Source organism: Halomicrococcus pelagicus, from assembly GCF_050954125.1.
In genome coordinates, this window is record NZ_JBPBWC010000001.1 from 333,316 (window position 1) to 358,398 (window position 25,083).

Below are 25,083 nucleotides of genomic sequence, written 5' to 3' on the forward strand. Positions count from 1 at the left end.
ACAATGACAACCAATATAGCGGGACGACGGCGATATCTCGGAGGCGACGTCCAGTGACGGTCTCGACCCGGCGTCGTGGCGTGGACAAACCGTCGGCATCCAGTCGTCCGGGGCGCGAGACGTCGGCCGGGAACCCAGATCGGTCACCATCGCCCTCGGAAATCTGCCGAGAGCGATTGCGGTCTACTGACCGGGCCGCCCGAAGCGTCGAGCGGCGTACTCTTCGTCGAAGAAACGAGTGCGCTCCGACAACCAGACAGATATCCGATAGTTAATTGTCGGTCCCTTCGAAGCGACGGCATGGACGGGAGATTCGTCTCCGGGACGACGATTCGAACGGAAGCGGTGAGTGGCCGGCTCTATCCGGGCCTCGGGGATGGCCCCAACCCGGGCGTGCTCGTTCTCCACGGGGGCGGTGGCGCGCGTGGATACGAACAGACGTACGCCGCGATGCTCGCCGAGCACGGCTACACGGTGCTGTGCGTCGAGTACTTCGGCACGTCCGGCGTTCGGGACAGACTGCTGGAAGTTCCGCTGGAGGAGTTCGGACGCGCCGCCGACTGCCTCCTCCGACGCCCCGAAGTCGCCGGCGAGCAAGTCGGCGTCGTCGGATTTTCCAGGGGCGGTGAGGCGTCGCTACTGGTCGGTTCGCAGTTCGACGCGGTCGGCGTCGTCGTCGCGTACGTTCCGAGTTGCTACGTCTGGCCTGCCCCGTCCTGGATGGACGGTGTCGGCGAAGGCTAGCCGACGTGGACGCTCGCGGGAGAACCGCTCCCGCATCTCCCTGTCGACGAGTACGTCCACGAGGACGACGATATCGGCGACCCGCTGGAAACCGAGGAACCGAACGCCTCGACGCTGGCTCTGGAGCGTTCGACGACCGAGGAGAAGGAACGGGCCGCGATTCCCGTCGAAGATATCGAAGGGCCGGTGTTGCTCGTCTCCGGAGGAAAGGACACCGTGTGGCCGTCGGCGGAGCTGGCGGACCGCGCTACCGACCGCCTCGACGACCACGACCATCCCTGGCGATTCGAGCATCTCTCCTTTCCCGACGCCGGTCACGCGATTCGGGTCCCCTACCGATTCGAGAGCGACGCTGCCCCGGAGGAGACCCACCGGTACGGCGGAACGCACGAGGCGAACGGACGCGCCGCTGCTCGCGCTTGGCGCGCGGCACTCGAGTATCTCGAGCGAGTGTAGCGGTGCTCCTCGCATTCCCTCACCGGCGTCGTGCCGGAACGGGTTCCGGCGGAGACGCCGCGAGCGGTCGAGCCGAGGCGGTACCGGGGCGTCGACGCTGCTCTCGGCGCTCGAAGGGGCCGTCTCGGGACGTCGGTCTACGATCGCAGGTTGCGGACGAACCCGGTCTTCTCCTCCCGGTCGAACCCGCAGTTCTCGTAGAACTCGTGCTTCCACTCCTTCTCGGACCCGGTCAGTAACATGATCTTGTAGCAGTCCCGACTCTCGGCTATCGCGGTCGCCTTCTCCAGACAGAGCGTTCCGAACCCGTTCCCTCTGTACTCTTCGTGCGTTACGACGTTCTCGATCACCCCGAACGGTCTCGCGTTTCTGGTCAGGTTCTTGGTGATCGACAGTACGCACGAAGAGACGAGTCGGCCGTCGTGTTCGACCACGACGATCTCGAGCGACTCGTCGTGTAGCATGTCACGCCAGTGTTCACACAGTTCCTCGTCGCGCTGGAGTTCGGAGTCGTCCGGATTGAGCATCCAGTACAGCGTCAACAGCTCGTCCAACTCGTCCTCCCGAATCAGCCTGTCCGTCGCCATGGTGTCTTTTGATTAGTTGCGACTCTGCCCGCTAGTGAACTACCCTGCCCTACCGCGCTCGGGGCTACCCGCCCCTCGCTTGGTGAGGACAGGGCTTCCTGTTTCTGTGTCGGAATTTGTACCCGAAGGCACAGGGATTCCAGACTCCGCAGGCGACTTCCCTTTAGGGTGGTTCGGAGTGTCCCACTCCTCCCTGATGGACACTCGGCCACAACCGACGGTGCGCGCTTGTTGTCGCGCTTGAACACCGACGGAAGCGTGGTGAGTATCGTACTACCTCCTATCAGCCGCTTGGGTAGTAAGTGTCACGGAGGAACTGCTTGCGAACTGTGCGGGCGCTGTCTCCCCTCCCTACCGCTCGCTTCGCTCGCGCTTGAGGAAGGGGCCTTAGCGCCCTCAATTACAGCTAAGCGGTTCGGTACCCTCCTCGCGCTGGTCGACTTGCGTTCGCGGGACCCGTCAGTACGCGTTCTGATAGCGCCGAAATGTACGCCCGGAACACTAACTTCCAGCCTCATCCCGAGGCGGCGTGCCGCGTCGGCTGGCAAACCCTCGTGCCGGGCGGGTTGCATAGCGCAACCAGAGCGGGTCGCGGACGACGCCGCGACCGACCGCGTTCGATGTCGCGCACCCGGGTTCTCCGCGCTGTCATCGCGCCCGAACTGGGCGTGCTCGGGCGGGGACTTGAGGTGCGCACTCCTAAATTGGGACTCGACCAGTTAAGACCTTCCGGGCCGTCGGCGCGCCACGGGACCGGCGAGAATCGGTCGGCCGGCGCGACCGTCATCAGTCCGAGGGCCGCTGGGGGACCCGCGGTCGCGCGGCGTCGAGGACCGCGCCGGGGGTCAGCCCGACGTCCGACCAGGCCGGGAGGACGCCGGCGTCGTCCGGTGGGGCGACGGCGTCCGCGTAGGTGGCGACCTGTTCGCGCTCCGCCGCGGGGTCGTACGTCAGGCCGTTGTGGACGGCGTCGGCGGCGTACTGCCGGACGAACCGGTCCGCCGTCTCGCGGTAGCGCCGGGCGAGCAAGGGGTAGTCCGGGTCAAGGCCCTCGGTCTCACAGACCCGGAACAGCGCGTCCGCGACGCCCTCGCTCATCGCCGAGAGACCGTCCGGGCCGGCGACGCCCCGGTGGTCGTGCTCGTAGCGGCCCAGGTCGACCTGCGCGGTGCCGGCGAACCCGGCGTGGGCGAACGCGTCGCCGAGCGTCCCGACCTCCAGGCCCCACTCGCGCTCGACCCGGAGCGAGCGCGCGAGGTCGGCGGTCAGGCCGAACTCGCCCGCCAGCGCGTACCGGAACGCGGCGAGATACTCAAGGACGGCGGCGTCGTGACGCTCGGCGAGGGCGGCGACGAGCGGTTCGTAGAAGAGCCGGAACAGCCGTCCGTAGAGCCGGTCGTCCTCGACGCGTGCGTAGTAGCCCTTCGTGAACGAGAACTCGCCGACGAGAGGGGCGAGCAACCGCGGCACCCACGACGCGTCGTAGGTCTTCGCGTCGGCGTCGTGGACGACGACGTAGTCGGCACGCTCGGCGGCGACGCCCAGCGCCAGCCAGACGTCCCGTCCCTTGCCCGTCGCGCCGTCGAGGCCGTGGCGAGCGAGCAGGTCCCCCGTCCGCGGACCGTTGCACCACAGCAGTTCGAGCGGGAGGTCGAACGAGGCCAACCACTCCCGGAACGTGGCGACGCGTCCCGGGGGCGCGCGGAGCGGCACGACGACTGCGCCGGGACCGACCGCCTCCAGTTCCGCGAGGACCCGCTCGGCCGCCCGAGTTCCGCACTCGCGGTCGGTCATCGGCACGATGACGGCGACGTCCCCGGTCGGCGCGTCGGGCACGTCGCCGGTCAGGTCGTGGAGCGTCGTGACCCGCTCCTGGACGTACTCCATCGAGAGGGGGTTGGGTCAGGGTTATCAAAAAGGGAATGGAATCGGCACCGCGTGGGTCGTTTCTCGGACCGACCCCGGTGCTCGCAGGGGCCGACCGGGGCGGTCAACTCGTCGCCGCCTCCGTCGGCAGTCGGTCGGTCGCGTGCAGCGCCAGGAGGACGCAGAGGATGGCGACGAGACCGACGGCGAACGACCGGAAGACGAACTCGAACGCGAAACCGGCGCTCGTCAGCGTTCCGACGACGGAGCTCCCGGTGGCCTGGACGACCATCATCGTCCCGCTGTAGATGGCGTAGGCGCTGGCGCGGTTCTCGTCGGGGAGCGAGTCGAGCAGGTACGTGTCCAGCGCGGGGAAGAGGCTGTGGATGACGTAGCCGAGCACGACCGACACGACGACGACGCCGACCAGTCCGCCGACGGCGGTGAGCGCGAGCAGGCAGGCGACGAAGCCCCCGAGAATCGACAGCATCAGCGGAACGTAGGGCAGGCGGTCGGCGAGCCGCCCCGTGAACCAGAACGCGGGGACGCCAGCCGCGAAGAGGACGGTGAGCATCGTCCGCGCGGTGGCCGGCGCGATGCCCTTCGTCTGGAGGTAGGTCGGGTAGAAATTGAAGAGACCGTTCCAGACGAACCCCGTCGCGCCGATGATGGCGACGCCGCTGGCGATGATGGGCCACTGGCGACGCAGGGCGGCGAGCAGCGCGCGGTCGGCCGACCCGGCGTCCGGGAGGTCGGTGCGACGCGCGACGACGAAGAGGACGGCCGTGGCGACGGCGGCCGCGACGCCGATGCTGGCGAGCACGAGCCGCCAGCCCGTGACGTCGGTCCCGACGAGCTCCAGACCGGCGGTGCCGACCCTGGCGAGCACCCAGCTGACGAACAGCGGGGCGGCGACGGCCGCGAGCTGGCTCGCCGTGCCGTGGATGCCGATAGCGCGGCCGACCGCCTCGGGGTAGAGTTCGCTCACCAGCGGGTTCGCGGCGATGAAGTACGCGCCGCTGGCCAGTCCCATCAGGAACGCACCGGCGCCGAGCACCGCGACGGAGTTCGAGAACGCGGTGAAGCCCGCGCTGGCGGTGAGAACGACGCCAGTCGCGAGGACGACGTGGTGGCGGGGAATCCGCGTCAGCAGGTAGCCGGTCGGGATGCGCGGAAGCGCGCTCCCCAGCCACGCCAGCGTTGCGATGAGTCCGACGGTCGCGTCGCCGACGCTGAACGCCGCTTTCAGCGGTTCGAGAAGTGGCGCGAACACCACCCGCGCGAAGTTGACGAGAAAGACCATCGAACTTAGCGAGGCGAACAGGCGACGACGTGACACGAGAATGGATTTCGTGGCGGTCGATTCAAAGGTTCCGAAACGGACCGCCGTGTCGGAGATTGCCAATCGAGAACGGTTCGAAGGGACCGCCGGGCGCGACTGTGTCGGCGTCTCAGGGTTCCCGCGCCATCATCACCTCGTCGACGAACTCTTCGCCGACGAGATAGTGGTCTTCGCGGACCGCCTCGGTCTCCCAGCCGTGGTCCTGGAGCAGGTCGATGGCCGTCTCGTTGGTCGCTGGCACGCTCTGGTACACCTTGCGGTAGTTCGCCTCGTCGGCCCAGTCGATGGCGCGCTCCAGCAGGCGGCTGCCGATGCCGTGCTCGCGGTACCGTTCGCGCACGCCGACCGTGAGTTCGCCGGTGTGCCGGAGCTTGTCGAGTTCCGGCGCGTCGACGTGGACCCAGCCGGCGATTTCGCCCTCGCCGTCGGACCACTCGTCGCCGCCGTCCTCGTCGGACGCCACCTCGCCGACGAAGAACATCCGAGCCTTGCGGTCGTTGTGCCGGAGGAGCGCGCCCTGCTCGTCGATCTCGGCCGCGACGCGTTCGCCGGCAATCGACGTGCCCTCCTCCGCCACCTCGCGGATGGCCGCCTCGATGCCCCGGCGGTCGGACTCCCGGGCCGGCCGGATGCGGTACGTGAGGTCGCCCTCCGTGTACTCCTCGGTCCCCTCGTCGAAGGCGAGGTGGAGCGTTCCGTCGCGCTCGACGAGGTGGCCGGCCTCGACCATCGCGTCGACGTGGTCGCGGAACTCCTCCGGGGGGAGCCGAACGCGCGGCTCGGTCGTCCCCGAGCGCGCCGGCTTGGACCCGGCCGGCGCCGGCACCCGAATTTCGTCGCGAACGTCGTCGACCGTCGTCGTCCCGCTTCGCTCGACGTGACGGTAGATGCGTCGCTGCACGTCGTCGTCGAACTCGATGTCGCCTGGGGCTCCCATAGCGAGAGGTCCAACGTCGACCGAGTTATCTCTTTTCGCTCCGCCCGTCGGTGACGTTTCGAGGAACAGTCCGGGCTCGCCCCGTCGAGTCCGGACCGTCTCGGACGGTCTCCGTCGGTAACGACGACGGTCGCGGCCACCTCTCCGAGGGACCGTCCCGACGACGGCGGTCGCCGCCAATCCGCGAGTCTCCTCGGCGGCGCCGAGCGGCCCGGTCAGAGTTCGACGACGAGCTTCCCGCAGAAACTCTCCTCGAGCACCGCCCGGTGGGCCTCGTCGACCGCGTCCAGCGCGTACGAGTCGGCTATCTCCGGCGCTATCGCACCGTCGGCGACGAGGCGCGCGAGGCGTTCCAGCACCGCGGCCACGTCCGGGGTGTTGAACATGCTCATCAGCGTCAGGGTGAGTTCCTTCGAGCGCGCGGCCGGAACGTCCTCGAACCCAGCCGCCGCATCCTGGTTGCCGATTCCGACGACGCGACCGCCCTGGGCGGCCACGTCCGCGTCGAACTGGAGGTAGTCGTCCAGTCGGTGGTCGAGGACGACGTCGGGCGCGCCGGCGTCCCGGACCGCGTCGGCGAGGTCGTCCCTGGCGTAGTCGAGGACGTCGTCGGCCCCGAGCGCGTCGACACGGTCGTGGTACGTCTCGCGGGCGGTGGTCGTGACCCGCGCCCCGACCGCCGCGCCGAGTTGCACTGCGACGTGGCCGACGCCGCCGCTGCCGCCGTGGACGAGGCAGCGCTCTCCGGGTTCGAGGTCGGCGTGGTCGACGAGCGCGCGCCACGCGGTCACGCCGACCAGCGCGACCGCCGCCCCCTCGTCGAAGCCGACGCCGTTCGGTAGTCGGGCGACGCGGTCGGTCGGCGCGGCGACGTACTCCGCGCAGGTTCCGGGTCGGTCGTTGCCGAGCGCCGTGCCGAACACGCGGTCGCCGGGGGCGAACTCCTCGACATCGTCCCCGACCGCCGCGACCTCGCCGGCGAAGTCGGAGCCCGGAATCCAGGGCAAATCGCCCGGCGGGTACGATCCCTCGCGGAAGTAGGTGTCGACCGGGTTGACCGCCGCGGCGCGCACCGCGACGAGGAGTTCGTCGTCGTCCGGAGTCGGCCGGTCGACGTCCTCGACCGTCAGTACGTCGGGACCGCCGTGTTCGTGGTAACGAACGGCTCGCATACTGGAGGCCACGGAGGCCCAGGGGATAAGTTCGCCGGGAGCGGAGACGACGTATGAGCGACGTGACGCTCATCGCCCACCGCGGGTTCGCCGGCGAGTACCCCGAGAACACCGTGCGAGCGGTCCGGGCGGCGAGCGAGGTCGCGGACCAGGTCGAGATAGACGTGCGCCGCTGCGGGTCGGGGGAACTCGTCGTCTTCCACGACAAACGGCTCTCCCGACTGACCGACGCCACCGGCCTCGTCGAGGAGACGCCGTGGTCGGAGCTTCGAGAACTAACCGTGCTCGACTCCGGAGAGCCGATTCCGGACCTCGATACCGTCCTCGACGCGGTTCCGGCCGCGGTCGACGTCAACGTCGAACTGAAACGAACCGGGATGGCCGACGGCGTGCTGGCCGCCGCCGCGGACGCCGAAAACGACTGCTTCTTCTCGTCGTTCGACCGGCGCGCGCTCCACGAGATTCGCGAACGCGACGCCGACGCAACGTTGGCGTTCATCAGCGACCGCGGGCCGAACTGTGTCGCCGCCGCCGTCGACTTCGACTGCGCGTTCGTCCACCCCGAGCAGGGACTCTGCGACGAGGCGTTCGTCGCCCGGGCCCACGAGGCCGGCCTCGGCGTGAACGCGTGGACGGCGACGACGCGCGAGGAGGCGGACGCGCTCCGACGGGCGGGCGTCGACGGCGTCATCGCCGACAGGGCCGACGTGCTATGACGGCGGGGAGGGGTCGCCGCCGGTTCGTGCCCGCGCGCCGCGGGGTTCGCTGTCTTTAAGCCGTCGGTCGCGCAAAATTTGCACATGGATTTCAGCCTTCCCGACGAGCACAGGATGGTCCGGGACACCGTCCGGGAGTTCTGCGAGGAGGAGATCGAGCCCATCGCCCAGGAGATAGAGGACGAACACCGCTACCCCGAGGAGGTGTTCGACCAGCTCGCCGACCTCGACATGATGGGCGTCCCCGTCAGCGAGGAGTACGGCGGTCTCGGCGGCGACCAGCTGATGTACGCCCTCGTCACGGAGGAGCTCGGACGCGTCTCCGGCTCGGTCGGCCTCTCCTACGCCGCGCACGTCTCGCTGGCCAGCAAGCCCATCGAGCTGTTCGGCACGGACGAGCAGAAAGAGCGCTGGCTCCGCCCGCTCGCGGAGGGCGAGTACGTCGGTTCGTGGGCGCTCACCGAACCGGAGTCCGGCTCCGACGCCAGCGACATGGACACGACGGCGGAGAAAGACGGCGACGAGTACGTCCTCAACGGCACGAAGCAGTTCATCACGAACGCGAACGTGGCGGGTAGCGTGCTCGTCAAGGCGGTCACCGACCCCGGCGCGGGCTACGACGGCATCTCCACCTTCATCGTCGACCCCGAGGAGGACGACGGCTTCGAGGTGACGACGGTGTGGGACAAGATGGGCCTGAACGCCTCTCCGACCTGCGAAATAAAGCTCTCGGACGTCCGACTCCCCGAGGACCGCCTGCTCGGCGAGGAGGGCGACGGCTGGGACCAGACGAAGAAGACCCTCGACGGTGGTCGCATCTCCATCGCCGCGCTGTCGACCGGCATCGCCCAGGGCGCGTTCGAGGCCGCGAAGGAGTACAGCACCGAGCGCGAACAGTTCGGCCAGCCCATCTCGAAGTTCGACGCCATCCGGAACAAGATAGTCGACATGGACCGGAAGATCGAGCGCTCGCGACTGCTCACGCAGAAGGCCGCGACGAAGTACGACGCGGGCGAGTCGGTCACCCACGAGAGCGCGATGGCGAAACTCGACGCCAGCGAATCCGCCCGGAAGGTCTCCGAGGAGGCCGTCCAGGTGCTCGGCGGCTACGGCTACACCGAGGACTTCTCGCCCCAGCGGTTCCTCCGCGATGCGAAGCTGATGGAGATCGGCGAAGGGACGAGCGAGATTCAGCACCTCGTCATCGGCCGCGAACTCGGACTGTAGCCGGCTCAGTACGTCGGCGACTCCTCGTGCTCGCCGTCGCGCTCGTTGACGACGCGTGCGAGGACGAACAGCGCGTCCGAGAGGCGGTTGAGATAGGTCACGGCGACGTCGTTCACGTCCTCCTCGGCCGCGAGCGCCACCGCGCGGCGCTCGGCGCGTCGGCAGACCGTCCGCGCGTGGTGGAGGTTCGCCCCCGACTCGCCGCCGCCGGGGAGGATGAACGACTCCAGCGGGTCGAGTTCGTCGTCGTAGCCGTCCATCCACTCTTCGAGGAGTTCGACGTGCTCCTCGCCCACTTCGGGGTCGCCGTCGTCCGGTTCGGGGTTGGCGAAGTCCGCCTGGACGACGTGGAGGTGGTTCTGGACCTCGCGGAGCTTCTCGTCGACGTCGTCGTAGCCCGTCGGTCGCGTCCGGCCGACCAGGGCGTTCACCTCGTCGACCGTCCCGTAGGCCTCGATGCGCGGACTGGCCTTCGAGACGCGGGACATGTCCCGCAGGTCGGTCTGGCCCTCGTCGCCGCGACCGGTGTAGATCTTCATGCGAGCGTCCGCTCTACGTACTCGACTATCTTCTCGCTCTCGGCCATCGTGACGCCGCGCTCGTCGTCGACGAGCACGGGGACGCCGCGCTGACCGCTGACGCGCTTTACCTCGGCTCGCTTCGAGTGTAGCGCCTCCACCCACTCCGTCTCGTACTCGACGCCGGCGTCGTCGAGCGCGTCGTGGACTGTCTCGCAGTACGGGCAACCGTCGAGCGCATACAGCCGTATCGCCATGTTCGTAGCCAGGAACGGCTCCGTAAAGTAACTGGTCCCCTCGAACGGCGACCCTCGTCAGTCAGGTGTTCACCTTCTCGATGCGATCGCTGACGAGCATCTTTCCCGCCGGCGACAGCGACAGTCGCTCGCCGTCGTCGTCGACCAGGTCCTTCTCCTCCAGGTCGGAGAGCAACATCGCGGCGCTCCCGGCGTCGATGCCGAGGGCCCCGGCGAGGTTGCCGCTGCTAGCCCCCGAGTAGATGGCGACGAGCGCCTCCATCTCCCGTTCGGAGGTGTCGACGCGTTCGGCCTCCTTGGCGACCTCCGAGTACTCCAGCCGGAAGTAGCGTCCGAGCAGGTTGAGCTTGTGCTTCGAGGCGACCGCGAACTCCGAGGTGACCGTCTGTCCCTCCGACGCGTGGCGGATGGCGACGATAGTGCGCTCGTCGCCGCCGACCTCGCGCCGCTGCTTCTGGAAGTACGTGACCGCCGAGAGCTCCACCTTGAACGGCTCCGACACGCCGCAGAACTCCCCCCGACCGGGCTGGATTCGTATCTTGCCCGCCTCGAACTCGCCATCGGTGACCCGACCACCGACGCGCGCCGGATGTTTCACCCGGACGGGCGTCCCGCTCAGCATCGCCTTGAACAGCAGCGTCTTGAACTGCCCCACCTCCTCGGTGCCCGCCTCGATGACGGCGGTGTGGCGTCCGTCGTCACGCTCGTACGCGACCGTCAGCGTGTCGTTGAAGAAAGATTCGAGTTCGTCGGGAACGTGTCCGACGGACACGTCGAAGACGGCAGCGAGCGGTATCGTCGTCTTCGACCCGCCGGTGGCCAGCACGAGACGCTTCTGACTGAGGACGATACGCCCCCGGACGGGTTCGGGGTCCTCGGCGGTGTCGAGGCCGAAGCGTGCGACGAAGTCGGCGATGACTGTTTCGGACATGGTTTTCGCGTGCCAGCGCGTCTCTTCTTGCATTTCACTCTGGCTATATAAATATTCAGACGTTAAGGAACGCCCCGACGACGTTGCGGGTCACCCACGCGATGATGGCGCTGACCCACGTCAACAGGACGAAATGCAGGTAGGCGTTGACCTTGTGGCCGCCGTCGACGATGCGAATCATCAGCGACGACAGCACACCGTTGATGAGCACGATGAGGACCAGCAGGTACTCGATCATGATGTTGTCGTACACCTCAGGTGGATGATGGTCCCGAAGTCGAACTGCGACGTGTTCAACCCGATGGACATCCCCGCCAGGATGTCGACGATTTCGAGACCGATGAAGAACGCGAACGTCGAGGCGGCCGTGATACCGTAGAGGACGCCGATGAGCGTCACCGTCGACTGGTCGCGCTGCTCGCGCAGCTGCATGACCTCGTTCATGTTCCCGCTGATGAGTTCGCCGAGGCGCTTCGGTTCGCCGCCCATCTGGCGACCCAGGAGGTACATCTCGCTGAACTTCTGGATGAGATACGACCGGGTGTCCGCCGAGAAGTGACGCCAGGCTATCTCCGGTTCTATCCGCATGTTCAGTCGCTTGTAGAGGTCGTTGACGTTGTCGGTCAGCGCCCCGAAGTCCTTGTTTCGCAGGCTCTCGAGCACCTTCGAGGTCGTGGACTGCTTCGCGCTCTCGGTCGCGCCGAGTGCCCGGATGAAGTTGGTGAACTCGTCGTCGCGGCCCTTGACCTTCTCTTCCTCGCGCCGGACGATCAGGCCGGGGATGAGCAGCGGCGTCGTCGGGAACGCCGCGTACACCGGCAGTGGGATGGCGTCGGGGGCGATGGACGTCCGGCCGAGCAGGACGTAGAGGCTCGCGCCGATGGCGGCGACGGTGAGCAGGATGCCGCCGATGACGCTGGCCCGTATCTTGCGCTCGGCGACCGTTCGCCCGCGCTTCTCCGGGTGGTACCACACCGGGTCATACGGCGCGGTCGTGTGAATCATGAAGAGGAACCCGACCTGGACGAACGCGAACATGACCATGACTGCCCCGACCGTCATCGTCGGATTCGTCCCGGTGAGGATGGGGAGCACGGTGGCGAACACGAGCGCGAACGTCACCGAGAGAATCATCGACTGGTAGAGGTCCTTCATCACGTCGAGGTTCCGCAACGCTCCCTCGTAGATGGTGACGTAGTGCTGGATGACGGCGTCCCGCTCAGCCAGCAGGAACTCCTGTATCTCCTGGCCGGTGTTGATGGTGTACGCCAGCCTGTCCAGGAAGTCCGAGAGCGCCTTGCTTGGCACCGACTTCGCGCGGAGACGGCGGGCGTCGTCCAGACTCTGGTTCCACGTGTCGACGAGTTCGACGAGCCGACGCATCTCGCGGGCGAGTTCCTCGTACTCGTCCTCCTCGGCGAGGATGCGGAACACCTCGACGCGGTCGATGTTCGCCGTCGAGAGGATGGTCATGTGCGTGATGAAGATCCGCATGAAATGCGAGTCGTCAACGACGACTGCTCGCGTCATGCTGAGACGACGTCGTCGATGGCTTCCATCACGCTGGGTTTCTGGAACGGTTTCGTGATGTAACCGTCAGCGCCGGCCTTCACCGCCTTCTTCATCTTCTCCTCCTGTCCGATGCTAGTACACATGATGACGTGCGAACCCGCGTCAAACTCCTTGATCTCCGCCGTCGCCTCGATGCCGTCGCGGATTGGCATCACGATGTCCATCATCACGAGGTCGGGGTTCGATTCCTTGTATATCTCGACTGCCTCGACGCCGTTCTCGGCCTCGCCGACGATGTCGAACTTCTCTTCGAGAATCTCCCGCAGTAGATTCCGCATAAATCCAGAGTCGTCGACAATTAGCACGTCATTCGCCATTCACTTTTCACCAGCAAGTGCTTTGAAAGGGTGTTAAATAAATGATACCCTCGAATTATCACGCCTGATGACTCGACCGAAGAGTGAGACGTTCATTTCAGTCTGTCTATCATCCTGTCGACGTCGATCCAGACGACCAGGTCGAGACCGTCGCCGTTCGGTTTCCGAATGATGCCCCGGGCCACCTTCTCGCGGATGCCCCGCGTGTCGAGGTTCTCCAGGTCGTCGCCGTCGTCGACCTGGTCGGGCGCGTACGACACCACGTCGACGCGGATGCCGATTCGCTGTTTGTCGTCCGGCCGGTCGAGCACGAGCACGCTGTCGCCGCTGTCGTCCACCGAGACGCTCAGGAACTCCTTGGGGTCGATGATGGCAGTCGTCTCGCCACGCAAGTCCATCACGCCCTCGATGGAGTCCGGCGTGCGCGGGATGCGGATCACCTTCTTCACTTCGACGATGCTGTCGACCTGGTCGATGTCGATGGCACAGACGTCCTCGCCCAACCTGAACTCCACGACCTGCGCCTCCGAACTGACCCCTCCTTCGGACGGCGACTGCTGTACACTCATGGTCAGTCGTCGTACCAATCGAACTCCTGAACGTAAAACCCACGCCCGCCTATCAGTTCGGATAATCCGACCGGAAGCGTCGTTCCGGGGAGTATCGACGCGTTCGCACCGGGGCGGCGACACGACCCTCGCAGGCGCTCGTCACGCCCCGAGGGACGCGGTCGACCGAAGACGAAACGTCGCCTATCGGTTACGTCGCCTGGAGGCCCTCTCGGGCGGGAAGACGATGCCGTTGGCGTCGCCGAGCGCGTCGAACAGGTCGGCGATGCTGTCGTCGGGCGAGAGGTCGTGGGCGTCGAGGACGCCGCGCAGGCAGTTCGGCGAGTAGCGGACCCGGAGGTTCGACTCCATCAGGAGGATGCCGAGCACGTCCTCGACGGGCGTGTTGCGGTCGACCTGCTGGGCGTACCACATCAGCAGGCCGTCGAAGACGGTGCCGACGTCGTCGGAGAACATCTGCTGGTGGCTGACGTGGTCCTCGGCCTTCGCGGCGATGTGGAAGCTGTACCGCGACCCCACGCTCGAGAGGTCGTCCTCGAGCCAGTCGCGCACGTCGCTGGCGTCGATGTTCCGGTCGTCGGTAGCCGAGGGCTGGCCGGTGGTTCCGTCGGCTGTCGGTCCGCCGTCCGCGTTCGGCGACGACCCCGTGGTCGAATCGGTATCTGGCTCCGTCCGTCCGCCGCTGTCGCCAGGTAGTTCGGCTACGTTGTCGGGTACCGACGGCTCGTCGCCGGCACCGATGACGTACCGGTCGTCGTCGAGGGAGACGACGCTCTCGCTCGCCTCGATGTCGAGTTCGTCGGGCGAGAGCACCTTCCCCGCGTCGGCGTCTCCCGTTTCGGAGTCGTCCCGCGCCGGAGGTATATCTCAACGATACGACCGGAAACGACATAAAATCTCGGGGAGGCTACGTTGGGTTTCGACGATTGTCGTAGCAAGGATTTATTATCGTCGAACGGCGTCCTTCGGGTACCGATGAACGCACGCCACGCCGACGCTCGTCCGGCCGAATCTCCCCGGACGGAGTCCAGTTCGAACGAATCAGCCCGCCTCGAAGGGATGCCGGACGACATCGGCTCGCCGCGCGCGAAACTGGTGTACCTCTATCTCGCCACGACGCGCGGGGCGACCGTCGACGAACTCCAGTCGGGTCTCGACCTGCCGAAGATAACGCTGTTCACGATCGTTCGCACGCTCCGCGAGCGCGAACTCGTCGAGAAGAACGGCTCCACGTTCTCTATCACCGGATAGTTCTCCTGCGGGAACGTCGCCACTCGGACCTCAGTCGTCCTCGCACTCGCCGTCTGGAGGGCAGAGCTGGTCCGGCGTTCGATCGTATCGCGGTGTCGTCACGAAGTTCTCGATGCGCTCGCGCTCCTCGTCCGAGAGCCAACCACCCATAGCAATCTGGTGCCAGTCCGGAGCAAAAAACCCAGCGGCCACCTGTCAACCTCTCGGAGCACTGCACCGCGTCGTCGGCGTCGCTCGCCGACGGTCGACGGCCACTCCCATCGGGTGTGAACGCGTACCAACGGCGTGCTTCCCGGCACTTTCACTTTCACTCCGGCCGGCTCACCTATAACTGGACACCAGACAACTACCGGACATGAACGCCAGAACGATGGTCACCGAGTCCGGTGAGCGTTCGTCGAACGAAACGGGGCTGACCACCGAACAGAAGGTGGCGGACGTCTCGGAGATGGCGGCCAGCGAGGTCGCGGCGTACCTCCGGTCGTCCGACCGCGGCGAGGTGTACTTCGAGCGGAAGGGCGGCCGGACCTTCGTCGTCGCCGAAGAGTAGTTCCGGGTGGGGTCCGAACGACCACTCGTGACGACGTACGTCTCCCGCCCCGTGCGGGCGCTCCGCGACCGCCCCACGTCCGGCGAGTCCACGACGCTCGTCCTCCGCCTCGGCGATGCCGACCCCGACGCGGTCCGGGACGCGGTCGAGGAACGCGGCGGCGAGGTCGACGCGGAACTCGCGTTCGACGCGCTCCGCGTCGTCGTGCCGGAGGAGGCGGTGGCCGACGTCTGCAAACTGGACGGCCTCGACGCCGTCGAGACCGACGCCACCCTCGACGCCGGGGACGCCGGCGAGGACGTGGAACCGCCCGACGAGCGCTAGTCCAGCCTCACCGCGGTACCGACGACCTTGACGTTCATCATGCCGCCCTGGCCGCCGAGCGCCTCGTCCGCCACGTCGATGGCGACGACGGCGTCCGCGCCGAGTTCCGTCGCCTCCTCCAGCAGTTCGTCCAGCGCGGTCTGCTGACTGTCCGCCAGCGTCTTCTCCCACGAACCGGAGCGTCCGCCGACGATGTCCCGCAGGCCGCCCGCGATGTCCTTGCCGATGTTGCGCCCCGGCGTCACGTCCGCGACGACGATGCCGAGGTGTTCGGCGACCTCCCGTCGGGGAACTGCGTGGCTGGTCGTGAGCAGTACGTCCTCGTCAGAGTAGCTGAATGTTGCCATGCTTCCCCGTTCTCGTACCGGGGTTATAACTGTCAGAATTGGAATTAGAGGCAGGCGTACCGGTGGCGAGCACTACCCCGTCAGTTCGGCGAGCGAGAGCAGGATGCTCGGCGCGACCAACAGGACCAATCCGGCCACGACGAGCACGGCGGGTACGACCAGCAGTCCCGCGTCGGTGAACAGCCACAGGCCCAGACCCGCCGCCACGATGAGCAGGCCCACGAGTCGCAGTAACCACACGAACGCGCCTTCTAGCTCCGAGTCCGCGACGACCTCTACAGCTTCGAGCGCTTCGTCCATGGTCGGGCGGAGATAGGTTCTCTTCCGACTTATGATTGGTGACTGTCAGATTTCGGTCGTCGGGGCGGATTCGAACTACGCGAAACTCGTTCGCTGCCGCTCACTCATTTCTCTTTTTCGAACCGCCCGCTCCGCACGACATCGCGACTCACGCGAGAGCGAGCACACGCTACGCGGTGCTCGCGGAGTGGTTCGTCGCAGAATGTAGTGGGTCGGGGCGGATTCGAACCGCCGACCTGCTCCGTGTGAAGGAGCTGTCATAACCGGACTAGACTACCGACCCGGGCGTGTCAGGCTACCCCCTAGCCGGACTTAAGGCTTGCTTTCGAAAACCGCCAGCCACCACGCCCAAGCCGGCCGGGTCCGTCCCCCCGAGCGTGACCGAACCGACCGTCGTGAACGTCGCGGAACAGGCCCCCGCCGTCGCGGACGGCGAACGCCCGCTGGACGAGTTCCTCCTCGCCAACGCGAGCGCGCGGACGAAGTTCGTCCTCCCCGAGGGACGCTACCGGCTCGACGGTCGCGTCGACCTGAACGACGTCGAGTCCGTCGCGGTCGTGGGCGACCCCCACGCCACGCTGGTCGTCACGGACCCCGACCAGCAGTACGGCCTCGACCTCGGCGGCGGGTGGGGCGCGACGCCCGAGGAGTCCGCCGATCGCGTCCACGTCCGGAACCTCACCTTCGACCTGACGGCGGACGGCGTGGGCGCGCAGGCCGTCTCGGCGCGCGCCGCCTGCGACCTCCGCATCGAGGACGTGACCGTGCGCGGCGAGTGCGCGTCGGCGGGCAAGAAGGCCCTCGGCGCTATCTACGCCGCGGTCACGCATCCCGACGGCGAGGGCGTCGTGAACGTGTCCCTGCCCGACGGCTGTGCGTTCCGCCCGGACGCCCATCCCGACGAATCGCCGATCGAGTCCCAGACGAGCCACCCGATCGGCATCAGCGTCACGGACGACCACCGCGGCCGCCTCGTCTTCCGCGACTGCCACGTCGAGGGCTGGGTGAACAACGGCGGCTACCTCGCGGGCGGCGAGGGTCCGTGCGTCGTCGATGGCGGCCGCTGGAAGAACAACGGTAACGCGGACCTCAGGCTGGGCGACGGCGACGTCGCCCGCGAGGTTTCGGTGGTCCACGACGACGCCAGCGAGGCGGGGTACACCGGCTGTGGACTCTGGCTCCAGGAGGGGGACGTCCGCGTCGAGGGCGGCGAACTCCGACTGCCGGACTGCGACAACGACGGCCTGCGCGTCTCCTGTGCGGAGGCCCGGGTGGGCGGCCTCGAAATCGACTGCGACTCCTCCGCGCGCGTCCTGAAGATAAACGACGGGGACAGGACCGTCCTGCTCGAAGACGTCCACCTCGACGACCGCGGTGACGGTTCCAGACACGCCTACGCCGGCGAGGTGTGGCGCTCGTCGACCGTCGTCCGGGACTGTCGACTGGCGTTCCACTCGGAGAGCCGCAACGGTCTGAACCTGCTCGCGGACGGCATCCTGCTCGACGGCGTCACCGCGACCCACGACGGCGGCGACGGCGATGGAGGAACCACGCTCCTCGTCAAGAGCGACGTCGAGATTCGGAACTCGACGCTGCGCGGCCGCGTCGACGTGGACCGCAAGCGCGGCGGGGCGCTACGGCTCCAGGATGTCGACCTGCAAAACTGCGAGTGCGTCGGGTTCGACCCCGACTAGCTCTCGATTCGCTCGCGAGCGTCGCGGACCGCGCCTTTCGCGCGGCGCTGGGCCTTCTGCTCGACCTCGCGGACGTTCTCTTTGACTCGCTCGCTCCGGCTCGGTTCCGGTTCGACGTCGCGGCCGGTCCACGCCCGCACTCGTCGCTCGACGGGCGTCAGTTCCTCGCGGAGTCCAGCGCCGAGATGCGCCCCGGCGCGTCGCATGTAGTACCAGGCGTCTTCGAAGTGTTTGTTCATTCTTTCCCCCTCCATTGTGTTCTAACGTCGAGGACAAATATATTCGTTGCGCCGACGACGCGACCGTCGGCTCGGAGTGTAAAGCGCTTTGAGGCTCCGTTCCTTGCCACTGGACAAATGCGCGTCGAGCAGCTCGGTGACGGTCAGCCGGAGGTCGCGGTCGTCGCGGGCATTCACGGCGACGAGCCGTGCGGCCCGCGCGCGGTCGAACGGCTCCTCGAAGAGGACCCGGACGTCGAGCGCCCGGTGAAACTGGTCGTCGCCAACGAACGGGCGCTGGAGCGCGGCGTCCGCTACGTCAACGAGGACCTGAACAGGGCGTTCCCCGGCGACCCTCACGGGGAGAACTACGAGCAGCGCATCGCCCACGACCTGTTCGCGGAGTTGCGCGACTGCACGACGCTCTCGTTGCACTCCACGCAGTCGTACGCCGAACCGTTCGCGCTCGTCGACAGGGTGGACGCCGTCGCGCGCTCCATCTGCCCCTACCTGCCGATTACCGAGGTCGTCGAGACGGCCGAGTTCGCGACCGGTCGGCTCATCGCCCAGCCACACACCATCGAGGTCGAGTGCGGACTGCAGGGCACAGACGCGGCGGCCGAGAACGCCTACCACCTCGTCCGCGGGTTCCTCGCGGCGACCGGCGTCCGCCCGACGGACGAGGGCGACGACCCCATCGACGCCGGGGCGCGCGGCGAGGTCGAGGTGTATCGGCTCCGGAGGCCGGTGCCGAAGAACGGTGCGTCGAAGTACGAGGTCCTCGTCGAGAACTTCGAGGACGTGGTCGCCGGCGAACCGTTCGCCGTCGCCGACGACGAGCGGCTCATGGCCGAGGAGCCGTTCGTGCCCATCCTCATGTCGGCCTACGGGTACGAGGACGTGTTCGGGTACACCGGCGAACGCGTCGGCACGCTCGGGGACTGACTCCCGGCGAGCGGCCCTAGCTCGTCCGCGACCGGCCCCGGACGAGGTCGTTCACCAGCGACACCGCCTCGTCGGCCTGCTCGCGGCTCACCTCGCCGGCGTAGCGCGCCTGCTCGTACAGCGTCCCGACGCGGTGGGCGCGGTCGTCGACGCCGACGTGCGAGAGCGCTTCGAGGTACTCCCGGGGCGTCTCGCCCGGTCGCCGGGCGCGGTGCTGGCCGGCCAGGTAACGTTCCAGCCGCTCGAACGCCCGTTCGACGTCCGCCTCGGGGTCCTTGCGCGGCTGCCAGCGCATCCACGCGGCGCGGTAGGCGCGCTCGAACGTTCCGGTTCGCCGCGCCGCGACGAGCAAGCCGAACAGCGCCAGTCCGCCGTAGAGCAGTTGCTCCGTCGACGGCGGCGATACCGGGATTCCGCCGCCTTCGTCGGACGTCGTCGTGACGCTCGTCGCCGTCGTGGTGTTCGTCGTCCCGGGGTCGACGACGTCGTTCGGCTGGTTCGGGTCTACCCTCGGGTCACCGACGCTGCCGCTCGTGGTGCCGTTCTCGCCCGGCGTCGGCGTGGTCGACGAGGACGGCGTGGTGCTCGTCGGCTCCGGCGTCCACGTTCCGTTCTCGCTACCGGAGGTGTCGACGCCGCTCACGCCGTCTTCGCGCGCGCTCTCGATTCGCTGTTGCTCGGCGTCGACGCGGGGCCCGCCGGGCGTCGGGTCGAAGCGCACCCAGCCGACGTCCGGGAAGTACACCTCGACCCACGCGTGCGAGTCGACGCCCCGGACGACCCACTCGTCCTTGCTGACTCGCTGACCGGAGGTGTAGCCGGTGACGAACCGGGCCGGGATGCCCTGCGAGCGGAGCATGACGACCATCGAGGTGGCGTAGTAGACGCAGTAGCCCTTCTCCATCTCGAAGACGAAGTCGTCGGCGACGCTCCCGGACGGCTTGTCGACCTCCAGCGAGTACTCCTTGTTGCGTTCGAGCCACCGCTCGACGGCGACAGCCTTATCGTACGGGTTCTCCGCCTCGCTGGTGACGGCGGCCGCCTTCCGCTTCACCCGGTCGGACGTGCTGGCTGGCAACTGGGTGTACCGCGATTCCAGGCCGTCGGGGTAGTTCGTGTCCGCGTTGCGGAGTTTCCGGGGGGTCGTCGCCGGCACACGGCTGACGACGCTGTACGACTCGTTTTTCCCCAGCGAGCGCTGGGGGACGAGGCCGCCGGTGCTGCTGAGAGCGACGTTGCCCTTATCGTCGCCGACGACGCGCACCGGCTTCCAGGCGGCGGGCATCGCCTTCATCGCGTCCCGCCGTACGGTTATCGTCTGGCGAATCCGGTAGTCCTCGCCGGGCGGTGACGACCGCGACCGGTAGTCGCGGTTCCCCCCGGTCCTGACCCAGTCGCTGCCGGTGTACCGGTCGTAGGCGCCGACGCGCCAATAGCTGGGCCGGTCCGCGTTCACGACGAACTGCACCTTCGGCGAGAGGTCGATGCTTCCCTGGACGGCGACTCGACGGTCGTTGCTGACGAGTCCGCCGGTGGCGGTGCCGCCCGACCCACCGCTGGGGAGGATGGGACTGGCCCGGCCGCCGGGGACGAGGCTCACCGTCGTCGACAGCAGGATCATCAGCACCATCGCGACCGCGAGCACGTCGAGCTGGGCGACCGTGCCGCCGTAGCGCGCCATCGTCCCGAACGCGACGACGCCGAGCGCGCCGAGCACGCCCACCAGCGTGGCGAACGAGCCGACGTCGCCCGTGAGCACGAAGAACCCGAGTGCGAGTCCGCCGGTCGCCGCAGCGAGCCCGTACTGCCGCCGGAAGACCAGGTACCACGGCACGAACACGGTCGCGGGCGCGACGCCGAGCGCCCACGTCCCGACGCCGCGCATCTGGAGCACCGAGAGTCCCGTCAGGAGCGCGACGTTGTCGGCGACGATGCGCCCGACCCGCGAGAACGCGAGGTACGCGCCCGGGACCGTGGTGTAGTAGCCGAACAGGCCGGCGACGAGCAGGCCGCCGCCGACCACGAACGCCGTCCACGCGGGGAGCTTCCGCGCCAGCACCGCGCCGGCGACGAGCGCGCCGGCGACGAGCAGCGCGAGGTCGCTCTTGCCCCCGACGACGTTCGTGATCCGGTAGAGCACGCTCAGGTACGACCAGATGAGGACGGCCGTCGCCGCGACCGCCAGCCAGTGGAACGGAACGGACGTCTCGCCCACGTCGAGGTGACCGTCGGTCGCCGTGCTCATCGGGGCCCACCTCCGTCGTTCCGTTCTTCGTCGGGACGCGGCTCTCGCTCGCTCCGGCCCGCGTTCCCGCCGTCCGGAGCGGTGGGGTGGGTCCCCCGGTCGGTCTTCGGTCCCGACTCGCCGACCCGGCGGACGGTCCGTCGCGACTCCGCATCGTCGGGCGACGCTCCGCCCGCGGCGAACTCCTCGAACGTCGTCACGCGGTCGCCGACCCGAATCTCGACGGTGGAGCCGTCGGCGAGGCCGTGGACGACGACGTCCGCCCGGTCGCGCGCCTCCGCGGGGACGCTCCCGGTCTCCATGTGCGCGAGCAGGGTTAGCAGGCGCGTGTCCTGGTACTCGTCGCTCGCAGGGTCGACCCGGCCGTCAGGGGACGACAGGCCGACCGCGAATCCGGCGTCGACGAACCCGACGGCGACGCTCGCCGCGGCGTCGGCGACGTCGTCGACCCGACCACCGTCGGCCTCCGCGACCACCTCGACCTGGGCGCGGTCCTCCTCGGACCGGAACTCGCGGACGAGCAGGTCCTCGTCCGGCCGTTTCGCGCTCGACTTCCAGTGGACGTCCCGGAGCGGGTCCCCGCGCCGGTACGCGCGCAACTGGTCGAACTCGCGGTCGTCGGGGACCGCCGACTCCTCGCGGAGCGCGGAGACGGCCGTCGGCGTCGACACCTCCCGGACGGTCGGGAACACGAGTACCGTCTCCCGTATCCGGTGCGTGAACTCGCGGCGGAACAGGCCGAACACGTCCGTCGCGACGACGCGGACGGGACCGACCCGTCGCTCGCCGCGCTCGGCGAGTTCGACCTCGAACTCGACCGTCGTCTCGCCGACGTTCGTCTCGACGGTCTCGTCGCCGACGAGGCCGTCGTCCGTCTCCAGCGTAACGCTGGCGGCGAACGGGTTCGACGCGGAGAACTCCAACGCGACCGTCGCCGTCTCGCCCCGGAACCCGTGGGTCGGTACCGTCGTCGTCAGGTCCGGGTGGTCAGTGCGTTTCACCTGGACGAACCCCACCGCTAGCGCCACGACGACGGGTCCGACGACGGCGTTGAGCGACCGCGCGCCGAACGGAACCGCCATCGCCACCGAAAGAACCGCGACGCCGAGGAGGGCGAATCCGCGTCGCGTCAGCATCTCACTCCACCGGAACGCCGTCCAGAGCGTTCTCGACGACGGTGCGACCGTGCTCGCCGCCCATCGCGCCGGATTCGCTGCGCACCCGGTGGGAGAGCACGGTCGGGGCTTCCGCCTTCACGTCGTCGGGGACGACGTACTCGCGGCCGCGAAGCAATGCTCGGGCCTGGGCCGCCCTGAGAACGGCGATGGAACCCCGGGGACTGACGCCGAGGCGACTGTGGTCGCGGGTGTAGTTCGCCAGTCGCGTGACGTAGTCCCGGACCGGCTTCTCCACCGTCACGTTCGCGACGGTCGCCTGCGCGCGACGCACGTCTCGCACGTTCGCGACCGGGTCCAGGTTCTGGATGGGGTGCTCGCCGACCATCCGGCGGAGCACCTCCGACTCGTCGTCGGGGCTGGGGTAGCCCAGCGAGAGCTTCTTCATGAAGCGGTCGATCTCTGCGACGGGCAGTTCGTAGGTGCGGTCCTGTTCGACGGCGTTCTGCGTGGCGACGACGGTGAACGGTTTCGGCACCTCGTGGGTCTGGCCGTCGATGGTGACCTGCTCTTCCTCCATCGCCTCCAGCAGGGACGACTGGGTCTTCGGCGGTGCGCGATTTATCTCGTCGGCGAGGACGACGTTCCCGAACACGGGTCCGGGCTGGAACTCGAACTCGCGGGTCTTCTGGTTGAAGACGTTCACCCCGGTCACGTCGGAGGGTAACAGGTCGGGCGTGAACTGTACGCGGTTGAACGAACAGTCGATAGAGCAGGCGAGCGTCCGGGCGAGCATCGTCTTCCCGACGCCCGGAACGTCCTCGAGCAGGAGGTGGCCCTGTGCGAGCAGCGTCGTCAGCACCTGTTCGGCGGCGTCGTGCTGGCCGACGATGACCTGCTCGATGTTGTCGATGACGCGATCGGCCAGGTCCGCTGCGTCCTCGACCGAAAGCGGGTCGGCGTACTCGTCCGGCGGTCGTTCCATCGATGTCGGCTTTGGGTCAGTGTTTGCTTCCGTCATACTCTGGGAACGCGTCGGGACGACGCTGGACGGGGACGGGCGGCATCCGAACCCGTGCGACCGGAATGCCCGTTTCAGCGACCAGTCCGTCGTGGGCGTCTACCTCGTTACTCGTACCTATGCGTACGTACCTTTGTAACTTTTGTCACTAATGAGACGGGTGTTTTTGCCTATCACAGATCGGAAAAGAACCGGCGGTGCGGACGGGGACGGCGGGAACGCGTTCGCCCGCGTCGAACGCTCGCGTCGGGAATCGGACTCCCGTGGCGACTCACTCGTCGCTCGGCGCGAACTCGACGAGCGTCAGGTCGCGGTCGAGCATGCAGTAGTCGTGCGGTGGGTCGCCGACGACCTCGCTGATGCGGTACTCCTCGTCGAACTCCGCGCCCGCCGGCTCGCAGAACTCGTGGCTTGGACAGCCGGTGTGCGGACAGGCCCCTTCGAGTTTCGCCTTGCTGCCGGCGTAGGCGTTCCGTGCGGCGACGTTCGCCCGCACGCTCGCGGGTTCGACTTCGACCGCCGTGACGCCGTCGTCGTGGACGCCGCAGGGGAGCGTCTGGGCACCGTCCCGGACGTCCGTGACGCGATACTTCACCCCCTCGGTGAGATTGAGACACTGGTCGCGGTAGGGACAGCCCTCGCAGGCGCTCGCCTCGCCCTGGTAGACGAACTCCCGACCCGCCTCGGCGAGGCGGGTCCCGACGAGCGTGATGGTCGACATGCCCGCCGGTAGGTGGCCACGCGGGTTAAGGCTCTCGCTCGCCCGCCCTCGCCGACTTCCGCTACGCGGTTAACGCTCGGCGTCGCGGCCTGTCAGCTCGTCGAGGCGGTCGAGATACACCTCCCGGGGGACCTGGTAGGCGTCGCGGTAGTCTATTTCGCCCGCCGCGAACTCGCCGGCCAGGTCGACCGCGCCGTCGACGGCCGCCTCGCGGGAGTCGAACCGTCGCGTGCCCGGCAGTGAGACCTCCGGTTCGAGGTAGAACGTGACGTACCAGGCCTCGCCGGACCGCTCGCCCGGCGGCCGGTTCGGCGACCCCGGCGTGAGCGAGATGGTCGGCATGCACGGTGCGGGAAACGCCTGCGCGTCGAACACGTCCGGCCGGTACGCGAGGACGCACCGACCCTCGTGTTCGTCGTTCCAGACGGTCCACGACTCCGGGAGGTCCGACAGCGACATGCGCGAGGGTTGGCGGCGGAGGCGGGTAAGGCGTGCGGTCCCGGCGGGGTCGCTTCGGTCGGTGCGCGGGTGCAGGACTCGGACGATGGGCGCGGCGACCGCCGGAAGGCCCCGCAGAACTTTGTCGAACGACCCCGAATCCCGCTCACATGGAGTTCCAGGTCGTCCAGGGCGACATCGCGGAACAGAGCGCGGACGTGCTGGTGAACGCGGCGGGCACCAGCCTCCGGATGGGCAGCGGCGTCGCGGGCGCGCTCCGCCGGGCCGCGAACGGCCCCATAAACGACGAGGCGACCTCGAAGGGTCCCGTCGACCTCGGCGGCGTCGCGGTGACCGACGCGTACGACCTGGACGCCGACCACGTCGTCCACGCCGCGGCGATGCCCCACTACGGCGACGGCGAGGCGACCGCCGAGAGCGTCCGCGACGCGACGCACAACGCGCTCGAACGCGCCGACGACCTCGGTGCCGAGTCGATGGTGCTGCCGGCGCTCGGCTGCGGCGTCGCCGGCTTCGACCTCCGGGAGGGCGCGCGCATCATCTGCGAGACGATAGCGGGCTACGAGCCGTCGTCGCTGTCGGACGTGCGGCTCGTCGCCTACAGCGACGAGGAGTACGAGACGATATCGCGGGTGGCGTCCGAGGTGCGGACGTAGCCCGACGGCACGTCCGGTCCGCGGGG

The 25,083-nt window shown here is 68.0% G+C and carries 29 protein-coding genes, 1 tRNA gene and 1 pseudogene; 10 read left to right on the forward strand and 21 right to left on the reverse strand.

Annotation, left to right across the window (positions count from 1 at the left end):
- Positions 1 to 300: 300 nt before the first annotated feature.
- The gene (locus ACRYA2_RS01845) at positions 301 to 744 is read left to right on the forward strand and encodes an alpha/beta hydrolase family protein (RefSeq protein WP_433623654.1); all 444 of its coding nucleotides are present in this window, start codon (positions 301 to 303) and stop codon (positions 742 to 744) included.
- 120 nt (positions 745 to 864) lie between these two features.
- Positions 865 to 1,200 carry an acyl-CoA thioester hydrolase/BAAT C-terminal domain-containing protein gene (locus ACRYA2_RS01850; RefSeq protein WP_433624712.1) on the forward strand — a complete coding sequence of 112 codons (336 nt, stop codon included), beginning with the start codon at positions 865 to 867 and terminating at the stop codon, positions 1,198 to 1,200.
- A 137-nt stretch (positions 1,201 to 1,337) separates the two neighbouring features.
- Here the strand turns inward: ACRYA2_RS01850 and ACRYA2_RS01855 are convergent, their stop codons facing one another.
- The 5 genes from ACRYA2_RS01855 to ACRYA2_RS01875 all read right to left on the reverse strand — a co-directional run bounded on the left by ACRYA2_RS01855 (position 1,338) and on the right by ACRYA2_RS01875 (position 7,104).
- Entirely contained in the window at positions 1,338 to 1,787 is a 450-nt protein-coding gene (locus ACRYA2_RS01855) for a GNAT family N-acetyltransferase (RefSeq protein ID WP_433623656.1), read from the reverse strand.
- Positions 1,788 to 2,573: 786 nt separating this feature from the next.
- Entirely contained in the window at positions 2,574 to 3,674 is a 1,101-nt protein-coding gene (locus tag ACRYA2_RS01860; protein WP_433623658.1) for a glycosyltransferase family protein, read from the reverse strand.
- A gap of 103 nt (positions 3,675 to 3,777) precedes the next feature.
- Positions 3,778 to 4,956, reverse strand: a complete 1,179-nt coding sequence (locus tag ACRYA2_RS01865) for an MFS transporter (RefSeq protein ID WP_433624714.1) — start codon at positions 4,954 to 4,956, stop codon at positions 3,778 to 3,780.
- A 148-nt stretch (positions 4,957 to 5,104) separates the two neighbouring features.
- Positions 5,105 to 5,932 (reverse strand): GNAT family N-acetyltransferase, encoded by an 828-nt coding sequence (locus tag ACRYA2_RS01870; protein WP_433623660.1) that lies wholly within the window; start codon positions 5,930 to 5,932, stop codon positions 5,105 to 5,107.
- A 215-nt stretch (positions 5,933 to 6,147) separates the two neighbouring features.
- A complete protein-coding gene (locus tag ACRYA2_RS01875) occupies positions 6,148 to 7,104 on the reverse strand; it encodes an NADPH:quinone reductase (RefSeq protein ID WP_433623662.1) in 957 nt (318 codons plus the stop codon).
- Between the two features lie 53 nt (positions 7,105 to 7,157).
- On the opposite strand from ACRYA2_RS01875, the gene ACRYA2_RS01880 reads away from it, so the two are divergent.
- Both ACRYA2_RS01880 and ACRYA2_RS01885 read left to right on the forward strand, forming a co-directional pair.
- On the forward strand, positions 7,158 to 7,820 hold the full coding sequence (locus ACRYA2_RS01880) for a glycerophosphodiester phosphodiesterase (protein WP_433623664.1): 663 nt from the start codon (positions 7,158 to 7,160) through the stop codon (positions 7,818 to 7,820).
- Positions 7,821 to 7,904: 84 nt separating this feature from the next.
- Positions 7,905 to 9,047 carry an acyl-CoA dehydrogenase family protein gene (locus ACRYA2_RS01885; protein WP_433623666.1) on the forward strand — a complete coding sequence of 381 codons (1,143 nt, stop codon included), beginning with the start codon at positions 7,905 to 7,907 and terminating at the stop codon, positions 9,045 to 9,047.
- Between the two features lie 5 nt (positions 9,048 to 9,052).
- Here ACRYA2_RS01885 and ACRYA2_RS01890 read toward each other — a convergent pair whose 3' ends face one another.
- From ACRYA2_RS01890 to ACRYA2_RS01920, 7 genes and pseudogenes are all read right to left on the reverse strand, one after another.
- Positions 9,053 to 9,586, reverse strand: a complete 534-nt coding sequence (locus tag ACRYA2_RS01890; RefSeq protein ID WP_433623668.1) for a cob(I)yrinic acid a,c-diamide adenosyltransferase — start codon at positions 9,584 to 9,586, stop codon at positions 9,053 to 9,055.
- Positions 9,583 to 9,822 carry a glutaredoxin family protein gene (locus ACRYA2_RS01895; protein ID WP_433623670.1) on the reverse strand — a complete coding sequence of 80 codons (240 nt, stop codon included), beginning with the start codon at positions 9,820 to 9,822 and terminating at the stop codon, positions 9,583 to 9,585. The genes ACRYA2_RS01890 and ACRYA2_RS01895 overlap by 4 nt, the downstream gene beginning before the upstream one ends.
- A gap of 61 nt (positions 9,823 to 9,883) precedes the next feature.
- Complete coding sequence (locus ACRYA2_RS01900) at positions 9,884 to 10,753, reverse strand: CheF family chemotaxis protein (protein ID WP_433623672.1); 870 nt, start codon at positions 10,751 to 10,753, stop codon at positions 9,884 to 9,886.
- A gap of 55 nt (positions 10,754 to 10,808) precedes the next feature.
- Positions 10,809 to 12,241 (reverse strand): annotated as a pseudogene (gene flaJ, locus ACRYA2_RS01905) (archaellar assembly protein FlaJ); the annotation flags it as partial.
- 38 nt (positions 12,242 to 12,279) lie between these two features.
- Positions 12,280 to 12,642, reverse strand: a complete 363-nt coding sequence (gene cheY / locus ACRYA2_RS01910; RefSeq protein ID WP_433623674.1) for a chemotaxis protein CheY — start codon at positions 12,640 to 12,642, stop codon at positions 12,280 to 12,282.
- A 92-nt stretch (positions 12,643 to 12,734) separates the two neighbouring features.
- The gene (locus ACRYA2_RS01915) at positions 12,735 to 13,211 is read right to left on the reverse strand and encodes a chemotaxis protein CheW (protein ID WP_433623676.1); all 477 of its coding nucleotides are present in this window, start codon (positions 13,209 to 13,211) and stop codon (positions 12,735 to 12,737) included.
- Between the two features lie 183 nt (positions 13,212 to 13,394).
- Positions 13,395 to 14,024, reverse strand: coding sequence for a DUF7500 family protein (locus ACRYA2_RS01920; RefSeq protein ID WP_433623678.1), 630 nt, complete (start codon positions 14,022 to 14,024; stop codon positions 13,395 to 13,397).
- A 162-nt stretch (positions 14,025 to 14,186) separates the two neighbouring features.
- Here ACRYA2_RS01920 and ACRYA2_RS01925 point away from each other — a divergent pair, with 162 nt between their 5' ends.
- The 3 genes from ACRYA2_RS01925 to ACRYA2_RS01935 all read left to right on the forward strand — a co-directional run bounded on the left by ACRYA2_RS01925 (position 14,187) and on the right by ACRYA2_RS01935 (position 15,336).
- On the forward strand, positions 14,187 to 14,462 hold the full coding sequence (locus ACRYA2_RS01925) for a TrmB family transcriptional regulator (RefSeq protein WP_433623680.1): 276 nt from the start codon (positions 14,187 to 14,189) through the stop codon (positions 14,460 to 14,462).
- 355 nt (positions 14,463 to 14,817) lie between these two features.
- Positions 14,818 to 15,012 carry a hypothetical protein gene (locus tag ACRYA2_RS01930; RefSeq protein ID WP_433623682.1) on the forward strand — a complete coding sequence of 65 codons (195 nt, stop codon included), beginning with the start codon at positions 14,818 to 14,820 and terminating at the stop codon, positions 15,010 to 15,012.
- Between the two features lie 27 nt (positions 15,013 to 15,039).
- Positions 15,040 to 15,336, forward strand: coding sequence for a hypothetical protein (locus ACRYA2_RS01935; RefSeq protein WP_433623684.1), 297 nt, complete (start codon positions 15,040 to 15,042; stop codon positions 15,334 to 15,336).
- Here ACRYA2_RS01935 and ACRYA2_RS01940 read toward each other — a convergent pair.
- The 3 genes from ACRYA2_RS01940 to ACRYA2_RS01950 all read right to left on the reverse strand — a co-directional run bounded on the left by ACRYA2_RS01940 (position 15,333) and on the right by ACRYA2_RS01950 (position 16,266).
- On the reverse strand, positions 15,333 to 15,683 hold the full coding sequence (locus tag ACRYA2_RS01940) for a YbjQ family protein (protein ID WP_433623686.1): 351 nt from the start codon (positions 15,681 to 15,683) through the stop codon (positions 15,333 to 15,335). The two genes, ACRYA2_RS01935 and ACRYA2_RS01940, sit on opposite strands and share 4 nt — an antisense overlap.
- Positions 15,684 to 15,755: 72 nt before the next feature.
- Entirely contained in the window at positions 15,756 to 15,983 is a 228-nt protein-coding gene (locus ACRYA2_RS01945; RefSeq protein WP_433623688.1) for a hypothetical protein, read from the reverse strand.
- A gap of 208 nt (positions 15,984 to 16,191) precedes the next feature.
- Positions 16,192 to 16,266 (reverse strand) — tRNA-Val (locus tag ACRYA2_RS01950).
- Positions 16,267 to 16,360: 94 nt separating this feature from the next.
- Between ACRYA2_RS01950 and ACRYA2_RS01955 the strand changes: the two genes are divergently transcribed.
- Entirely contained in the window at positions 16,361 to 17,677 is a 1,317-nt protein-coding gene (locus ACRYA2_RS01955; RefSeq protein ID WP_433623690.1) for a hypothetical protein, read from the forward strand.
- Here ACRYA2_RS01955 and ACRYA2_RS01960 read toward each other — a convergent pair.
- Positions 17,674 to 17,916 (reverse strand): DUF7553 family protein, encoded by a 243-nt coding sequence (locus ACRYA2_RS01960; RefSeq protein WP_433624716.1) that lies wholly within the window; start codon positions 17,914 to 17,916, stop codon positions 17,674 to 17,676. The two genes, ACRYA2_RS01955 and ACRYA2_RS01960, sit on opposite strands and share 4 nt — an antisense overlap.
- Before the next feature lie 117 nt (positions 17,917 to 18,033).
- On the opposite strand from ACRYA2_RS01960, the gene ACRYA2_RS01965 reads away from it, so the two are divergent.
- Entirely contained in the window at positions 18,034 to 18,840 is an 807-nt protein-coding gene (locus ACRYA2_RS01965) for a M14 family metallopeptidase (RefSeq protein ID WP_433623692.1), read from the forward strand.
- Positions 18,841 to 18,856: 16 nt separating this feature from the next.
- Here ACRYA2_RS01965 and ACRYA2_RS01970 read toward each other — a convergent pair whose 3' ends face one another.
- From ACRYA2_RS01970 to ACRYA2_RS01990, 5 genes are all read right to left on the reverse strand, one after another.
- Positions 18,857 to 21,085, reverse strand: coding sequence for a transglutaminase TgpA family protein (locus ACRYA2_RS01970; RefSeq protein WP_433623694.1), 2,229 nt, complete (start codon positions 21,083 to 21,085; stop codon positions 18,857 to 18,859).
- Complete coding sequence (locus ACRYA2_RS01975; protein WP_433623696.1) at positions 21,082 to 22,221, reverse strand: DUF58 domain-containing protein; 1,140 nt, start codon at positions 22,219 to 22,221, stop codon at positions 21,082 to 21,084. The genes ACRYA2_RS01970 and ACRYA2_RS01975 overlap by 4 nt, the downstream gene beginning before the upstream one ends.
- A 1-nt stretch (position 22,222) precedes the next feature.
- Entirely contained in the window at positions 22,223 to 23,221 is a 999-nt protein-coding gene (locus ACRYA2_RS01980; protein ID WP_433623698.1) for an AAA family ATPase, read from the reverse strand.
- A gap of 271 nt (positions 23,222 to 23,492) precedes the next feature.
- The gene (locus ACRYA2_RS01985) at positions 23,493 to 23,942 is read right to left on the reverse strand and encodes a UPF0179 family protein (RefSeq protein ID WP_433623700.1); all 450 of its coding nucleotides are present in this window, start codon (positions 23,940 to 23,942) and stop codon (positions 23,493 to 23,495) included.
- A gap of 69 nt (positions 23,943 to 24,011) precedes the next feature.
- Positions 24,012 to 24,401 (reverse strand): DUF5820 family protein, encoded by a 390-nt coding sequence (locus tag ACRYA2_RS01990; RefSeq protein ID WP_433623702.1) that lies wholly within the window; start codon positions 24,399 to 24,401, stop codon positions 24,012 to 24,014.
- Positions 24,402 to 24,550: 149 nt separating this feature from the next.
- Here ACRYA2_RS01990 and ACRYA2_RS01995 point away from each other — a divergent pair, with 149 nt between their 5' ends.
- Positions 24,551 to 25,057, forward strand: coding sequence for a macro domain-containing protein (locus tag ACRYA2_RS01995; RefSeq protein WP_433623704.1), 507 nt, complete (start codon positions 24,551 to 24,553; stop codon positions 25,055 to 25,057).
- The last annotated feature ends 26 nt before the right edge of the window (positions 25,058 to 25,083 follow it).

Coding starts and splice junctions, on each gene's coding strand:
- ACRYA2_RS01875 (WP_433623662.1), bottom strand. CDS start 7,104: ATGCGAGCCGTTCGTTACCACGAACACGGCGGTCCCGACGTACTGACG.
- ACRYA2_RS01890 (WP_433623668.1), bottom strand. CDS start 9,586: ATGAAGATCTACACCGGTCGCGGCGACGAGGGCCAGACCGACCTGCGG.
- ACRYA2_RS01960 (WP_433624716.1), bottom strand. CDS start 17,916: ATGAACAAACACTTCGAAGACGCCTGGTACTACATGCGACGCGCCGGG.
- ACRYA2_RS01885 (WP_433623666.1), top strand. CDS start 7,905: ATGGATTTCAGCCTTCCCGACGAGCACAGGATGGTCCGGGACACCGTC.
- ACRYA2_RS01995 (WP_433623704.1), top strand. CDS start 24,551: ATGGAGTTCCAGGTCGTCCAGGGCGACATCGCGGAACAGAGCGCGGAC.
- ACRYA2_RS01855 (WP_433623656.1), bottom strand. CDS start 1,787: ATGGCGACGGACAGGCTGATTCGGGAGGACGAGTTGGACGAGCTGTTG.
- ACRYA2_RS01980 (WP_433623698.1), bottom strand. CDS start 23,221: ATGACGGAAGCAAACACTGACCCAAAGCCGACATCGATGGAACGACCG.
- ACRYA2_RS01895 (WP_433623670.1), bottom strand. CDS start 9,822: ATGGCGATACGGCTGTATGCGCTCGACGGTTGCCCGTACTGCGAGACA.
- ACRYA2_RS01880 (WP_433623664.1), top strand. CDS start 7,158: ATGAGCGACGTGACGCTCATCGCCCACCGCGGGTTCGCCGGCGAGTAC.
- ACRYA2_RS01900 (WP_433623672.1), bottom strand. CDS start 10,753: ATGTCCGAAACAGTCATCGCCGACTTCGTCGCACGCTTCGGCCTCGAC.
- ACRYA2_RS01975 (WP_433623696.1), bottom strand. CDS start 22,221: ATGCTGACGCGACGCGGATTCGCCCTCCTCGGCGTCGCGGTTCTTTCG.
- ACRYA2_RS01990 (WP_433623702.1), bottom strand. CDS start 24,401: ATGTCGCTGTCGGACCTCCCGGAGTCGTGGACCGTCTGGAACGACGAA.
- ACRYA2_RS01915 (WP_433623676.1), bottom strand. CDS start 13,211: ATGAGTGTACAGCAGTCGCCGTCCGAAGGAGGGGTCAGTTCGGAGGCG.
- ACRYA2_RS01845 (WP_433623654.1), top strand. CDS start 301: ATGGACGGGAGATTCGTCTCCGGGACGACGATTCGAACGGAAGCGGTG.
- ACRYA2_RS01870 (WP_433623660.1), bottom strand. CDS start 5,932: ATGGGAGCCCCAGGCGACATCGAGTTCGACGACGACGTGCAGCGACGC.
- ACRYA2_RS01860 (WP_433623658.1), bottom strand. CDS start 3,674: ATGGAGTACGTCCAGGAGCGGGTCACGACGCTCCACGACCTGACCGGC.
- cheY (WP_433623674.1), bottom strand. CDS start 12,642: ATGGCGAATGACGTGCTAATTGTCGACGACTCTGGATTTATGCGGAAT.
- ACRYA2_RS01865 (WP_433624714.1), bottom strand. CDS start 4,956: ATGGTCTTTCTCGTCAACTTCGCGCGGGTGGTGTTCGCGCCACTTCTC.
- ACRYA2_RS01945 (WP_433623688.1), bottom strand. CDS start 15,983: ATGGACGAAGCGCTCGAAGCTGTAGAGGTCGTCGCGGACTCGGAGCTA.
- ACRYA2_RS01930 (WP_433623682.1), top strand. CDS start 14,818: ATGAACGCCAGAACGATGGTCACCGAGTCCGGTGAGCGTTCGTCGAAC.
- ACRYA2_RS01925 (WP_433623680.1), top strand. CDS start 14,187: ATGAACGCACGCCACGCCGACGCTCGTCCGGCCGAATCTCCCCGGACG.
- ACRYA2_RS01965 (WP_433623692.1), top strand. CDS start 18,034: ATGCGCGTCGAGCAGCTCGGTGACGGTCAGCCGGAGGTCGCGGTCGTC.
- ACRYA2_RS01940 (WP_433623686.1), bottom strand. CDS start 15,683: ATGGCAACATTCAGCTACTCTGACGAGGACGTACTGCTCACGACCAGC.
- ACRYA2_RS01970 (WP_433623694.1), bottom strand. CDS start 21,085: ATGAGCACGGCGACCGACGGTCACCTCGACGTGGGCGAGACGTCCGTT.
- ACRYA2_RS01985 (WP_433623700.1), bottom strand. CDS start 23,942: ATGTCGACCATCACGCTCGTCGGGACCCGCCTCGCCGAGGCGGGTCGG.